General features: G+C 71.6%; 12 protein-coding genes. All 12 read left to right on the top strand.

Annotated features, from left to right (window positions below; translation table 11 throughout):
- Positions 1 to 238 precede the first annotated feature (238 nt).
- A complete protein-coding gene (locus AB0I98_RS19815) occupies positions 239 to 1,039 on the top strand; it encodes an aldose 1-epimerase (RefSeq protein WP_362943294.1) in 801 nt (266 codons plus the stop codon).
- A gap of 10 nt (positions 1,040 to 1,049) precedes the next feature.
- Positions 1,050 to 1,601, top strand: coding sequence for an orotate phosphoribosyltransferase (pyrE, locus tag AB0I98_RS19820; RefSeq protein ID WP_362943297.1), 552 nt, complete (start codon positions 1,050 to 1,052; stop codon positions 1,599 to 1,601).
- Between the two features lie 117 nt (positions 1,602 to 1,718).
- The gene (gene fbaA / locus AB0I98_RS19825; protein ID WP_362943300.1) at positions 1,719 to 2,750 is read left to right on the top strand and encodes a class II fructose-bisphosphate aldolase; all 1,032 of its coding nucleotides are present in this window, start codon (positions 1,719 to 1,721) and stop codon (positions 2,748 to 2,750) included.
- Between the two features lie 67 nt (positions 2,751 to 2,817).
- A complete protein-coding gene (locus AB0I98_RS19830) occupies positions 2,818 to 4,284 on the top strand; it encodes an MFS transporter (RefSeq protein ID WP_362943303.1) in 1,467 nt (488 codons plus the stop codon).
- Positions 4,285 to 4,531: 247 nt separating this feature from the next.
- Positions 4,532 to 4,945: a DUF3151 domain-containing protein gene (locus AB0I98_RS19835; protein WP_362943306.1), complete on the top strand. Its 414-nt coding sequence runs from the start codon at positions 4,532 to 4,534 to the stop codon at positions 4,943 to 4,945.
- A 148-nt stretch (positions 4,946 to 5,093) separates the two neighbouring features.
- Positions 5,094 to 5,933 carry a tryptophan 2,3-dioxygenase family protein gene (locus tag AB0I98_RS19840; protein ID WP_362943309.1) on the top strand — a complete coding sequence of 280 codons (840 nt, stop codon included), beginning with the start codon at positions 5,094 to 5,096 and terminating at the stop codon, positions 5,931 to 5,933.
- Positions 5,926 to 7,119, top strand: coding sequence for a kynureninase (kynU, locus tag AB0I98_RS19845; RefSeq protein ID WP_362943312.1), 1,194 nt, complete (start codon positions 5,926 to 5,928; stop codon positions 7,117 to 7,119). Before AB0I98_RS19840 ends, kynU begins: the two co-directional genes overlap by 8 nt.
- A gap of 231 nt (positions 7,120 to 7,350) precedes the next feature.
- Entirely contained in the window at positions 7,351 to 8,307 is a 957-nt protein-coding gene (locus tag AB0I98_RS19850; protein WP_362943315.1) for an alpha/beta hydrolase, read from the top strand.
- Between the two features lie 244 nt (positions 8,308 to 8,551).
- Positions 8,552 to 9,586, top strand: coding sequence for an alpha/beta hydrolase (locus AB0I98_RS19855; protein WP_362943318.1), 1,035 nt, complete (start codon positions 8,552 to 8,554; stop codon positions 9,584 to 9,586).
- A gap of 76 nt (positions 9,587 to 9,662) precedes the next feature.
- The gene (locus tag AB0I98_RS19860) at positions 9,663 to 10,841 is read left to right on the top strand and encodes an acyltransferase (RefSeq protein ID WP_362943641.1); all 1,179 of its coding nucleotides are present in this window, start codon (positions 9,663 to 9,665) and stop codon (positions 10,839 to 10,841) included.
- 88 nt (positions 10,842 to 10,929) lie between these two features.
- On the top strand, positions 10,930 to 12,315 hold the full coding sequence (locus AB0I98_RS19865; protein WP_362943644.1) for a sensor histidine kinase: 1,386 nt from the start codon (positions 10,930 to 10,932) through the stop codon (positions 12,313 to 12,315).
- Positions 12,312 to 12,986: a response regulator transcription factor gene (locus AB0I98_RS19870; protein WP_362943326.1), complete on the top strand. Its 675-nt coding sequence runs from the start codon at positions 12,312 to 12,314 to the stop codon at positions 12,984 to 12,986. Before AB0I98_RS19865 ends, AB0I98_RS19870 begins: the two co-directional genes overlap by 4 nt.
- Positions 12,987 to 13,077 lie beyond the last annotated feature (91 nt).

Raw genomic sequence — 13,077 nt, forward strand, 5'->3', positions numbered from 1 at the left:
CCGTCCCATCCCTGGGGGCTGCCGCCCCCAGACCCCCGCTTCGGCCTGAACGGCCTCGTCCTCAAACGCCGGACGGGCTGGGATGCGCGGACCGGCGCTGAGAAGCGAGGCGCCCCCAGCGGGTGGGTGGGGGTTGGGGATGGCCGTGCTCGTTCTCGAACGCCGGACTGGCTGGAATGCGCGGACCGGCGTCGAGAGGTACCGGACGGCCTCTTGATCCGCCCAGTAGGGTCGTGCCGTGAGTAGTGAAGACATCACGCTGACCGCGGGTGACGCGGAGGTGACCGTGCAGCCGGGGAACGGCGGGCGGGTCGGTGGGCTGCGGGTCGGTGGGGATCAACTGCTGCGGCAGGGGGAGCGGTTCGGGTGCTTTCCGATGGTGCCGTGGTGCGGGCGGATCCGGGACGGACGGTTCCGGGACGGGGCCACGGTCCACCAGCTGCCGCTCAACTCCCCGCCGCACGCCATCCACGGCACCGCCCGCGACGGCGCCTGGCGCACCGCCCGCAGGACGGCGAACGAGGCCGTCATCACGTACGACCTAATCGACCCCTGGCCCTACCCCGGCCGGGTCACCCAGGTCGTCGCCCTCGCCGAGGACTCCCTCATCCTCACCATGTCCGTGGAGACGTACGAGTCGTCCTTCCCGGCGCAGATCGGCTGGCACCCGTGGTTCAACCGGAAGCTCGGTGAGAGCGAGGGCGTCGTCCTCGACTTCGCCCCCACCTGGCAGGAGGAGCGCGGCGACGATCATCTGCCGACCGGTAACCGGATCGAGCCGAAGCCCGGGCCCTGGGACGACTGCTTCGGCATGCCCGGCGGCGTCGACGTCACCCTCACCTGGCCGGAGCGGCTGGAGCTGACCGTCAGGAGCGGCGAGGAGTGGGTCGTCGTGTACGACGAGCAGGAGGCGGCCGTATGCGTCGAGCCGCAGACCGGGCCGCCGGACGGGCTCAACAGCCTGCCCCGCCTCGTGACCCCGCTGGAGCCGCTGGAGGCCTCGACCACCTGGAGCTGGCGCAGCCTGAGAGCTGTCTAAGCTGGCAGACATGACGACGGACGTACGCGACGCGCTGCTGCGGCAGATCAAGGACAAGGCCGTGGTGCACGGCAAGGTGACCCTCTCCTCGGGTATCGAGGCCGACTACTACGTCGACCTGCGCCGGATCACCCTCGACGGCGAGGCCGCCCCGCTGGTCGGGCAGGTGCTGCTCGACCTCACCTCCGACCTCGACTTCGACGCGGTCGGCGGCCTCACCATGGGCGCCGACCCGGTCGCCGCGGCCATGCTGCACGCCGCCGCCGCGCACGGGCGGACGCTGGACGCCTTCGTCGTCCGCAAGGCCGCCAAGGCGCACGGGCTGCAGCGGCGGGTCGAGGGGCCGGACATCGCCGGCCGCCGCGTTCTCGTCGTCGAGGACACCTCCACCACCGGCGGCTCCCCGCTCACCGCCGTCGAGGCCGTGCGCGAGGCCGGTGCCGAGGTCGTCGCCGTCGCGACGATCGTCGACCGGGCGACCGGCGCCGCCGAGAAGATCCAGGAGGGCGCGGGGGTGCCGTACCGCTACGCCTACTCGAAGGACGAGCTGGGACTGGACTGACGGGGCGTCCCGATCATCCGGTCCTGTCTGGAAAGATGGGGCCGACGATGACGTCGCCCCCTAGGTCAGGGCCGTAAATCCAGCAGAACGCCACCCGCACAATCAAGGAGCGGACAGATGCCCATCGCAACCCCCGAGGTCTACTACGAGATGCTCGACCGGGCGAAGGCAGGCAGGTTCGCCTACCCGGCCATCAACGTGACCTCGTCCCAGACCCTGCACGCGGCCCTGCGCGGTTTCGCGGAGGCGGAGAGCGACGGCATCATCCAGATCTCGACGGGTGGCGCCGAGTTCCTGGGCGGTCAGCACAGCAAGGACATGGTGACCGGTGCGGTGGCCCTGGCCGAGTTCGCGCACATCGTCGCCAAGAAGTACGACATCACCGTCGCCCTGCACACGGACCACTGCCCGAAGGATAAACTCGACGGGTACGTCCGTCCGCTGATCGCCGTCTCCGAGGAGCGCGTCGCGCGCGGTGAGAACCCGCTGTTCCAGTCGCACATGTGGGACGGTTCCGCCGAGACCCTCGCCGACAACCTCTCCATCGCGCAGGAGCTCCTCGAGCGCGCCCGCGCCGCGAAGATCATCCTCGAGGTGGAGATCACCCCGACCGGTGGCGAGGAGGACGGCGTCTCGCACGAGATCAACGACTCGCTCTACACGACGGTCGACGACGCCATGCGCACGGCCGAGGCGCTCGGCCTCGGTGAGAAGGGGCGCTACCTGCTCGCCGCCTCCTTCGGCAACGTCCACGGCGTGTACAAGCCGGGCAACGTCGTGCTCCGCCCCGAGCTCCTGAAGGAGCTGAACGACGGCGTCGCCGCGAAGTACGGTCAGCCGGCCGGCTCCCAGCCCTTCGACTTCGTCTTCCACGGCGGCTCCGGCTCCACCGCCGAGGAGATCGCGACCGCGCTGGAGAACGGCGTCGTCAAGATGAACATCGACACGGACACGCAGTACGCCTTCACGCGTCCCGTCGCCGACCACATGTTCAAGAACTACGACGGCGTCCTCAAGGTCGACGGCGAGGTCGGCTCCAAGAAGACCTACGACCCGCGCACCTGGGGCAAGCTGGCCGAGGCGAGCATGGCCAAGCGCGTCCTCGAGGCCTGCGGGAACCTGCGCTCCACTGGCACGAAGATCAAGTAGTCGTACGTCCGTCCGCAATGAGCCCGGCGCCTGTCTACGGCGCCGGGCTCGCTGTATACCTGTGGGCATGCCCGACGTCCGGATCGCCTCCCCGCAGGGCAAGTGGATCCTGCTCACCACCGTCCTCGGCTCCAGCATGGCCCTGCTGGACTCGACCGTCGTCAACGTCGCCCTCCCCCGGATCGGCGAAGACCTCGACGCGAACCTGTCCGCCCTCCAGTGGACGGTCAACGCGTACATGCTCACGCTCGCCGGGCTCATCCTCCTCGGCGGCTCCCTGGGTGACACGTACGGCCGCCGCAAGATCTTCGTCATCGGCGTCATCTGGTTCGCCGTGGCCTCGCTGCTGTGCGGGCTCGCCCCGAACGCCGGCTTCCTCATCGCCGCGCGGGCCCTCCAGGGCATCGGCGGCGCGCTCCTCACACCCGGCTCCCTCGCCCTCATCCAGGCCTCCTTCCACCCCGACGACCGGGGCCGGGCCGTCGGCCTGTGGTCCGGCTTCGGCGGCATCGGCGCGGCCGTCGGCCCCTTCCTCGGCGGCTGGCTGGTCGACGGCCCCGGCTGGCGCTGGGTATTCCTCCTCAACGTCCCGCTGGCGCTGCTCTGCGCCCCCATCGCCCTGCGCCACGTCCCCGAGTCCGGGGACGGCCGCAAGCACGGCCGCTTCGACGTCCTCGGCGCGACGCTCGGCGCGCTGTCCCTGGCCCTGGTGACATACGCGCTGATCGAGGCCCGGAGCGGCTCCCTCGTCGTCACCGTCACCGCGATCGCGGGCGTCGCCGCCGGGATCGCCTTCGTGTACGTCGAGAAACGGCGGCCCGATCCGATGATGCCGCTCGGGATCTTCGCGTCCCGCCAGTTCACCGCGGTCAACCTGGTCACCGTGTGCGTGTACGCGGCCCTCGGCGGCTTCTTCTTCCTGGCCGTCCTCCAGCTCCAGGTCGTCGCCGGCTACTCCGCCCTAGCCGCCGGCACAGCTCTGCTGCCCACGACCGTCCTGATGCTCCTGCTCTCCGCCCGCTCCGGCGAACTCGGCGAACGCATCGGCCCCCGCATCCCCCTCACCGTCGGCCCCCTCGTGTGCGCCGCCGGCTTGCTCCTGATGCTGCGCGTCGGCCCCGACGCCTCCTACGCCGCCGACGTCCTGCCCGGCGTCCTCGTCTTCGGCCTCGGCCTCGTCACCCTGGTCGCCCCCCTGACAGCCACGGTCCTCGGCTCCGTGGACGCCTCCCGCGCAGGCCTGGCCAGCGGCATCAACAACGCGGCGGCAAGGGCAGCCGGCCTCATCGCCGTCGCGGCACTCCCCCTGCTCGCCGGAATGGGAGAAGACGCCTACCGCTCACCAACCGCCTTCAACGACGCCTTCGGCCGCGCGATGATCATCTGCGCAGTCGTGCTGGTCGCGGGGTCGGCCCTGGCTTTCACGACGGTAAGGCGGTTGCCACCGGACTGCCGCCGCCCGGAATGCCGTACGCACGGGGCGATCACGGCGCCCCCGCTGGAGGGGGAGCCGGTAAAGAAACGGATCGCATAGCGCCCCGATAGGGGCGCGGGGCTGTATCGATATGCGGCTCCGCCGCGTGGGCGCGACCAGCCACGACGCAGCCGCAGACGACAGACAACCCGGCGCGGCACTTCCAGGGGGAACCTGTGAAGAAGCGGCTCGCTCAGCGCCCCGAAAGGGGCGCGGGGAACTGCGCGACCAGCCCCCACCGGCCCGCAGACAGCCGACGGCCGACCGCGGCACCCCCAGTGGCGCGCCATGCCCCAGACTGGAACCCATGACGATCCATGAAAACCTCCTCGGGGGCCCGCCCCCGACGCACCTCCCCGACGACCCCGAGCCACGCGAACTGCTCGCGAACGGCACGGCCCCCGCGGACGTGGCCGCGAAGTACCCCACCTCCTCGCTCGCCTGGGCCCAACTCGCGGACGACGCGTTCGAGCGGGGCAGCGTCGTGGAGTCGTACGCCTATGCCCGTACGGGCTACCACCGCGGCCTGGACTCCCTGCGCCGCAACGGCTGGAAGGGCCACGGCCCGGTGCCTTGGGAGCACGAGCCGAATCGCGGCTTCCTGCGCGCCCTGCACGCCCTCGCCCGCGCCGCCGGGTCGATCGGCGAGCAGGAGGAGTACGAGCGCTGCTCACAGTTCCTGAAGGACTCCTCGCCCACGGCGGCCCAGACGCTGGGCTAGGCGGAGCCTCGAGTGCGGGTCCGGCTGTGATCCAGTCGGGCCTTGCACTTTCCGGGGGACACCCCTGAGGATTCGGGTGGGGACCGGGGCCCCCGTGTCGATAACGGCAGGGGCGGACCGCTACCCGGAGTTACAACAGGAGACAGCGATGTCCCAAGAGGCTCACGAGACGAACGAGCCCGAGACCCCGCATCTCGACTTCGCAGGCACGACGCCGTACGAGGACTACGTCAAGGCGGACGTGCTCACCCACCTCCAGCACACCCTCTCCGACGATCCCGGAGAGATGGTCTTCCTGGTCACGACCCAGGTGATGGAGCTGTGGTTCACCGTCATCGTCCATGAGTGGGAAACCGCCGCGCACGCCCTGCGCGAGGACCGGGTACCGGTGGCGATCGATGCGCTGAAGCGTTCGGTACGGGAGCTGGAGGCGCTGAACGCCTCCTGGAAGCCGCTCGGACAGCTCACCCCGGCCCAGTTCAACTCGTATCGAAGCGCTCTCGGCGAGGGCTCCGGCTTCCAGTCGGCCATGTACCGGCGCATGGAGTTCCTGCTCGGCGAGAAGTCCGCGTCCATGCTGGTCCCGCACCGCGGGGCGCCCCGAGTCCACGCCGAGCTGGAGAAGGCACTGCACGAGCCGAGCCTGTACGACGAGGTCCTGCGGTTCCTCGCGCGGCGCGGGCACGCGATTCCGGCGGCCGTGGTGCAACGTGACATAGCACTGCGATACGAGCCGTCGCCTGAGGTGGAGGCCGCCTGGACGGCCGTCTACGCCGGCGAGCCGGATGATGAAGTGGCCCGGCTGGGCGAGGCGTTGACCGATGTCGCCGAGCTGGTGTGGCGCTGGCGGAACGATCACTTGGTCGCCACGCGTCGGGCGATGGGGGCCAAGGCCGGCACGGGCGGCTCCGCCGGGGTCGCCTGGCTGGAGAAGCGCGCGCAGAAGAACGTGTTTCCCGAGCTGTGGACGGCGAGGTCTCATGTCTGAGCAAGTGGTCAGGGCCGAGAAGCTGGACGCCGCCGACGAGCTGGCCGGGGTGCGTTCGCGGTTCGTGCTCGACGATGTGGTGTACCTGGACGGCAACTCGCTGGGCGCGCTGCCCGCGCACGTCCCCGGCCGGGTGGAGGACGTCGTCCGCCGGCAGTGGGGTGAGCTGCGCATCCGTTCCTGGGAGGAGAGCGGCTGGTGGACCGCGCCCGAGCGGATCGGCGACCTGATCGCTCCGCTGGTCGGGGCGGCGGCGGGGCAGATCGTGGTGGGTGACTCGACAAGTGTCAATGTTTTCAAGGCACTTGTGGCGGCTGTACGGATGGCGCGTGTGGGTCGGGACGAGATCGTCGTTGACGCGACGACGTTCCCCACGGACGGCTACATCGCCGAGTCCGCCGCCCGGATGACGGGCTGCACGCTGCGGCCGGTGGCGCCGGCGGACGTACCGGGGGTCCTGGGCGACCGTACGGCCGCGGTGCTGCTGAACCACGTCGACTACCGCACGGGCCGGCTGCACGACCTGCCGTCCCTGACGTCCGCGATCCGCGCGGCCGGCGCCGTCTCCGTCTGGGACCTGTGCCACAGCGCGGGCGCCCTGCCGGTGGGGCTCGACGAGCACGGGGTGGACCTGGCGGTTGGCTGCACGTACAAGTACCTGAACGGGGGCCCGGGTTCACCGGCGTACCTCTATGTGCGCCGTGACCTGCAGGACCGTTTCGACTCTCCGCTGCCCGGCTGGAACTCCCACGCCGAGCCCTTCGGCATGCGGCCGGCGTACGAACCGGCGGCGGGCGCGCTGCGGGGGCGGGTCGGGACGCCGGACATCCTCTCGATGCTGGCGCTGGAGGCGGCGCTGGAGGTGTGGGAGGGCGTCTCGGTCGAGTCCGTTCGCGCCAAGTCCCTCGCTCTGACGGACTTCTTCCTGGAGTGCGTGACGGCGTACGTCCCCGAGGGCCGGGTCGAGTCCCTGACGCCGAGCGCGCATGCGGAACGGGGGAGCCAGGTCGCGCTGCGTTGCGATGACGCCGGGGATGTCATGAAGCGGCTCGTCGAGCGGGGCGTCGTCGGCGACTTCCGCGCGCCTGACGTGCTGCGGTTCGGGTTCACGCCGCTGTATGTCGGGTTCGGGGATGTGGAGCGGGCGGCTCGGGTGCTGGGGGAGACGGTGGCCGGGGCTGCGTGACGAGGCGGGTCGGGTCGGCTCGGCTCGGCTCGGTCGTCGGTGAGTCCGGCGGGCGCCGTCATGGGGCGTGCACGCTGTGGTGCGAGGGCGCGGCGGCGCTGCAGAACCGTTCACCCTCACCGAGCGTGACATCCCCTTGTCGGCGCACGTCACCGGGCTGATACCGTCCCCGCCAACGGCCGATTTCTCTCCTGGTCCGCCAATTTTGTTCCGTAGCTGAGAGGTTGGAGCATGCCGGACGACGTCGCAGCACGAGCCGCCGCCGAAGAGGAGTCGGCCTTCTCGCACCCGCCCGTCGACCCCGACGCCACAGCGGCCTACGGCGACCACCCCGACCAGGTGATCGACTTCTACGCCCCGCGCACGCCCGAACCGGCCATCCCGGGCGTCCTCGCGCCGCTGATCGTCGTCCTGCACGGCGGCGCCTGGCGGACACCGTACGACCGCCGTCACGTGACCCCGTTCGCGGACTTCCTGGCCCGTCGGGGCTTCGCCGTGGCCAATGTCGAGTACCGGCGCGGTGGGCGGGAGACGGAGGGGACCGCCGATCCGGGCGCGGGGGTTCAGGGCGGTGCTGTCGCGGGCGTGCAGGGCGATCCGGCTGAGGGCGAGAGGGCCGTACCGGTCGCGGGTCGCTGGCCGGACACCTTCGATGACGTGGCGGCCGCGGTGGACGCGCTCCCCGCGCTCGTACGAGAGATCCTCCCGCAGGCCGACGCGCGCCGCATGGTCGTCACGGGCCATTCCGCGGGCGGTCACCTGGCCCTGTGGGTGGCGGCCCGTCACCTTCTGCCGGCCGACGCCCCCTGGTACACGGCCCGCCCCGCGCCCCTGCGCGGTGTGGTCGCCCTCGCCCCGATCGCCGACTTCGCGGTCGCCGAGAAGCTGGACGTCTGCGGTGGCGCGGTACGTCAACTCCTGGGCGGCGAGGACGAGTTCGCGGCCCGCCAGCCGTACGCCGACCCGGCGCTCCTCCTCCCCACCGGCATCGCCACCACCCTCGTCCAGGGGCGTACCGACATCGTCGTCCCGCAGGCGGTCGCCGAGTCCTACGCGGACGCGGCGGCGAAGGCGGGCGAAGTGGTGGGCCTGACGCTCCTGGAGGACGTCGGCCACTTCCCCCTGATCGACCCGGCGGCGGACGCGTGCGCGGTGGTGGCGGAGGAGATCGCGCAACTGGCCTGGTGACACCGCCTTTCGGGGCCGCGGCGCCCTGAGCGAGCACCGTGCGCCGCTGGCGAGACTGTGTGCCGACGCGACGCGCGTCGCTGTCCTTCGCCGCGTCGCGTCGTCGGCGGCCCCTTCATACCCGTAATACCTGAGAGCTACGTCGCAGGTGAGCTCCCTGGCGTGACGCGGACGACAACCGCTGATCCGTAACTTCCCATCCAGACAGGCCCGATGGCCGGGCGGACTGGAAGGGGAGACGACCATGGGGCTGGACGAGAGGGCGGCGACGGAGAGCGGTCGCAGCGGTTCGGGGGACCAACGGCCGCGTACTCGGCGGCACCTCGCCCTCAGATGGCGCCGCACCGTCCTGGCCGCTCTCATCACCGCCGCCGTGGTGTTCCCCCTGTCCGGCGCCGCGCGACCCGAGATCCCCGCGCCGCAGCCCGCGGCCATCGCTCCGGTGACCTCGGCCACGCTGGGCGAGGCGTACGAGGCCAACCGGGCGAACGCGGTGGAGGCGTCCCGGATGGCGGCCGCTCACGGGGACACCGGTCGCGCCGCGGCGGACCGCTCCCTCGCCGCCCCCTCCCGCCACCTCCTCGCCTTCGACGGCCGTGGGGCGGGCCGGGCGACGGAGGTCTTCGGCGACCTGGCCCACGCCGACCGCATAGCGGTGCTGGTCCCGGGCTCGGACACCTCACTCGACACCTACGACCGCTTCCGCGCGACGGCCCTCGCGCTACGGCACCAACTCGCCCAGGACTCCCCGACCGGCCCCCGCACCGCGGTCGTGGCCTGGCTCGGCTACAAGACGCCCGGCACGGTGAGCGCGACGGTCACCACGACCGGCCGAGCCGAGGAAGCGGCCCCGGAACTGCGGGAGTTCATACGGCAGCTGCGCGGCGTCGTCGGCCGTGACGCGCAGGTCTCCCTGCTCTGCCACTCGTACGGCTCCGTGGTCTGCGGCCGGGCCGCCGCCGGCCTGGACGTCGATGACATCGCCCTCGTCGGCAGCCCGGGCACGGGTGCCGACACGGCCGCCGACCTGCGCACAGGCGCCCGTGTGTGGGCGGCGCGCGGCGCGGACGACTGGGTGGCGAATGTTCCGCACGTCAGCGCCGACCTGTTCGGCACCACCGTCGGCTTCGGCACCGACCCGGTGTCCCCGGCCTTCGGCGCCCGTGTCTTCGCGGCGGGCGACGGCGGCCACAGCGACTACTTCGCACCGGGCTCGGCCTCCTTGGCCAACCTGGCCCGGATCGTCCTCGGAGCGGCTTCGGAGGTGACCCGTGCGTGAGCTGAACCTGCCCGGCCCAGGCGAGCGCATACGCAAGGACATATGGACGGTCATACGGACGGACATGCGGAAGGAGATGCGGAAGGGCGCCGCCCGAGTTGACGCCGCGACCCCCGCGGACCGGGACCGCGCGGTCGACGCCCTGCGCGCCTTCGCGATCCTCGGCATAGTGCTCGGCCACTGGCTGGTGACGGCTCTGGTCGCGCACGACGGCTCGCTGCGCGCCGCCAGCCCGCTGCAGCACATGCCCTGGCTGGCCCCGATCTCCTGGGCCTTTCAGACGCTCGCCGTGTTCTTCCTGGTCGGCGGCCATGTGGCGACCCGTGGCTACACCTCGGCACGCGCCCGTGGCACGACGTACGGGCAGTGGCTGATCGCCCGACTGTCCCGGCTGTTCAAACCGGTGGCGGCCGTCCTCACCCTGTGGGCGGTGGCCGCGTTCGCCCTCCTCCTGACGGGTGCGGAGTTCGGCACGGTCCGCACACTGGTCAAGCTGGCCCTGTCCCCGCTGTGGTTCCTGGTGGTCTTCGCGGCGCTGACGGCGGCGACTCCACTGCTGACCCGGCTCAACCCGCTCTGGCCGCTGGCCGTCGTCCTCCATGTGGACCTACTGCGCTTCGGACTGGGCGGCCCGTCCTGGCTCGGCTGGGTGAACGTGGCGGCGGGCTGGCTGGTCCCGTACACCCTGGGCGCCGCCTGGACCCGAGGAGAGCTGGACCGTCGCCGTGCCGGGTGGGTCCTCCTCACCGGCGGTGCGGCGGCGACGGCGGCGCTCATCGCCTGGGCGGGCTATCCGGCGTCGATGGTGGGCGTACCGGGAGCCGGCATCTCGAACCTCAACCCGCCGACCCTGGCCGCCGTCACCTTCGGCCTGGCCCAGTGCGGCCTGGCCCTGCTCCTGCGCGACCACCTGCGCCGCACGATGCGCCGCCCCCTTGCCTGGGCAGCCGTAGCCCTGGTCAACCTCTCGGCCATGACGATCTTTCTCTGGCACCAGACAGCCCTCATGGCGACCACCGCCACGTCCCTCCTGGCCGGTCACCTCCCCGGCCTGCACACCCGCCCCGACAACCTGACCTGGATCGCCTACCGTTGCGCCTGGCTCCCCCTCTTCGCCCTGGCCCTGACGGCTTGCTGGACGGCGTTCCGCGCGTACGAACAGTCTTCGGGCCGCCGCCGACCCCGCCCGTCCCGAGTGATCCGTTCCCACCCCCACCCCCGAACCTCGCAAGGAAAGGCCCCTCACCGTGCCTAGGGTTGACGGCGTGAACGGCGCGGAGAACGACCCACCGGCAAAGGAGCCGCAGCACTCACCCGCATCCGCACCCACCCGTCTCCACCGCCTGCGCAAAGCCCTCGGCACGTCCCCCTCCCCTACCTCCCCTCACCTGCCCAAGTACCGCTGGCTGCGCTGGCTGACCTACCTCCTCGTCTTCTGGATCGCTCTGGGCATCTCCCTGGCCGGCGGCGCCGATATCAGCGACAGCTACGGCCTGTCCACGGGACAGGGACTGGTGCTCGGCCTCACGCAAGGCGCGGCAGTCGTACTGGCCTTGTGGCGCCCGACGCCCGCCTGGGCCCTGTCCCTCGCCGCCACCGTCACCACCGCCCTGACCGTCGGCCCGCACCTGGCGGATGCCAAAGGCCCTGACCCCAGCTGGCCGTGGAGCACCCCCGCTGTCCTCGCCCACTCCCTCGTGTTCCTCCTGCTCGCTCTGCGCGTGCCCGCGCGCAAGGTGATCGCGGCCCTGGTGGTGACGGGCCTGGCCACCGTTGTTCTCCAGGTGGGCGTGTGGCGCGTCGATGCGACCGCCGGGTACTCCGGCACGGGCACGGTGGCGATCGCGCTCTTCGCCGTGACCGTCGTGGTCGGTATCGCGCTGCGCGGCAGGCGCGAGGCCCGCACCCGACTCGTGGAGCAGGAGACGAGAACCGCGGAGGAGCGGGCCCGCCGCACGCTGCTGGAGGAGCGCAACCGGATCGCCCGTGAACTGCACGACGTGGTCGCGCACCATATGTCGGTGATCTCCATCCAGGCCCAGGTCGCCCCGCACCTCGTCGAGAACCCGTCCGAGGAGCTGAAGGAGAACCTCGACGGCATCCGGCAGAACGCCCTGGAGGCTCTCACCGAACTCCGCCGGGTCCTGGGCGTCCTGCGCTCCGAGAACCCCGACGACCCCTACGGCCTGGGCGAACCCGGCACTGGCTCCGCCCCGCAGTCCCCCCAGCCCACGCTCGACCGCCTGGACGCCCTGATCGAGAACACACGTGCCGCCGGGCTGAGGGTCGCCACCGACATCAGGGGCACGGCGCCTCCGTATCCGCCGGGCGTGGAACTGTCGGCGTACCGGATCATCCAGGAGGCGCTGAGCAACGCGCTGCGGCACGCCCCGGGCTCAGCGGTGCGCGTCGAGATCACCCACTTCCCCCGCGGTCTGTACCTCGGTGTGATCAACTCCCGTCCGGAGGGCCCGGTCCCGCCCTCACCGGGCACGGGCCACGGCTTGCTCGGCATGCGTGAGCGCGCCACGATGCTCGGCGGCCACGTCACCGCCACCCCGACCCTGCACGGCGGTTTCTCGGTCTCGGCGTTCCTCCCGAGAGACGGCACCGCGGACTCCGACGACATGGGGCCCGTCGAGCCGGACGGCTCCGTCACGCCCGTGTTCGGCCCCGGCGTCTTCGAGACCGAGGCGCCCCGACCCACCACCGGAGAAGAGAACCCATGACGAGCGGCACCATCCGCGTACTCATCGCCGACGACCAGCAGATGGTCCGGCAGGGCTTCACCGTGCTGCTCAACACCCAGCCCGACATCGACGTGATCGGCCAGGCGGTGGACGGCATGGACGCGGTCGCCAAGGTCGCCGAACTCGCCCCGGACGTCGTGCTGATGGACATCCGCATGCCCGAGCTCAGCGGCATCGAGGCCACCCGCCGCATTGTCGGAGTGACCCCGCACATCAAGGTGCTCGTGCTCACCACCTTCGACCTGGACGAGTACGTGTACGAGGCGCTGCGTGCCGGCGCGTCCGGGTTCCTGCTGAAGGACGCCTCCGCCGACAAGCTCGCCGAGGCGATCCGGGTGGTGGCGGCCGGCGACGCGCTGCTCGCGCCCGGTATCACCCGGCGGCTGATCGCCGAGTTCTCCCGTCTCGGCGACAAGCCGCGCGCCCCGCTCAAGACCCGCGTCGGCGACCTGACCGAGCGGGAGACGGAAGTGCTGGCGCTGATCGCGCAGGGCCTGTCGAACGCGGAGATCGCCGAGCGCCTGGTCGTCGCCGAGCAGACCGTGAAGACGCACGTGGGCCGCATCCTGGTGAAGCTGGGCCTGCGCGACCGGACGCAGGCGGCCGTGTTCGCGTACGAGTCGGGGCTGGTGAGGCCCTCGGGATACTGACCGGCGTCCGCCGGCCGCTCCCGCCCCCCGAGCTGGGGTTACCCGTAATACCTGAGATGGACCCCGAAGGACCCCTCTCACTGGTGACGAC

The sequence above is a fragment of the Streptomyces sp. NPDC050211 genome (genome assembly GCF_040656035.1).
Taxonomy (GTDB): domain Bacteria; phylum Actinomycetota; class Actinomycetes; order Streptomycetales; family Streptomycetaceae; genus Streptomyces.

Excerpts from the sequence above, each read along its gene's own strand:
- AB0I98_RS19835 (WP_362943306.1), top strand. The coding sequence starts at position 4,532 with ATGACGATCCATGAAAACCTCCTCGGGGGCCCGCCCCCGACGCACCTC.
- fbaA (WP_362943300.1), top strand. The coding sequence starts at position 1,719 with ATGCCCATCGCAACCCCCGAGGTCTACTACGAGATGCTCGACCGGGCG.
- AB0I98_RS19855 (WP_362943318.1), top strand. The coding sequence starts at position 8,552 with ATGGGGCTGGACGAGAGGGCGGCGACGGAGAGCGGTCGCAGCGGTTCG.
- AB0I98_RS19870 (WP_362943326.1), top strand. The coding sequence starts at position 12,312 with ATGACGAGCGGCACCATCCGCGTACTCATCGCCGACGACCAGCAGATG.
- AB0I98_RS19830 (WP_362943303.1), top strand. The coding sequence starts at position 2,818 with ATGCCCGACGTCCGGATCGCCTCCCCGCAGGGCAAGTGGATCCTGCTC.
- AB0I98_RS19840 (WP_362943309.1), top strand. The coding sequence starts at position 5,094 with ATGTCCCAAGAGGCTCACGAGACGAACGAGCCCGAGACCCCGCATCTC.
- AB0I98_RS19860 (WP_362943641.1), top strand. The coding sequence starts at position 9,663 with ATGCGGAAGGGCGCCGCCCGAGTTGACGCCGCGACCCCCGCGGACCGG.
- pyrE (WP_362943297.1), top strand. The coding sequence starts at position 1,050 with ATGACGACGGACGTACGCGACGCGCTGCTGCGGCAGATCAAGGACAAG.
- kynU (WP_362943312.1), top strand. The coding sequence starts at position 5,926 with ATGTCTGAGCAAGTGGTCAGGGCCGAGAAGCTGGACGCCGCCGACGAG.
- AB0I98_RS19850 (WP_362943315.1), top strand. The coding sequence starts at position 7,351 with ATGCCGGACGACGTCGCAGCACGAGCCGCCGCCGAAGAGGAGTCGGCC.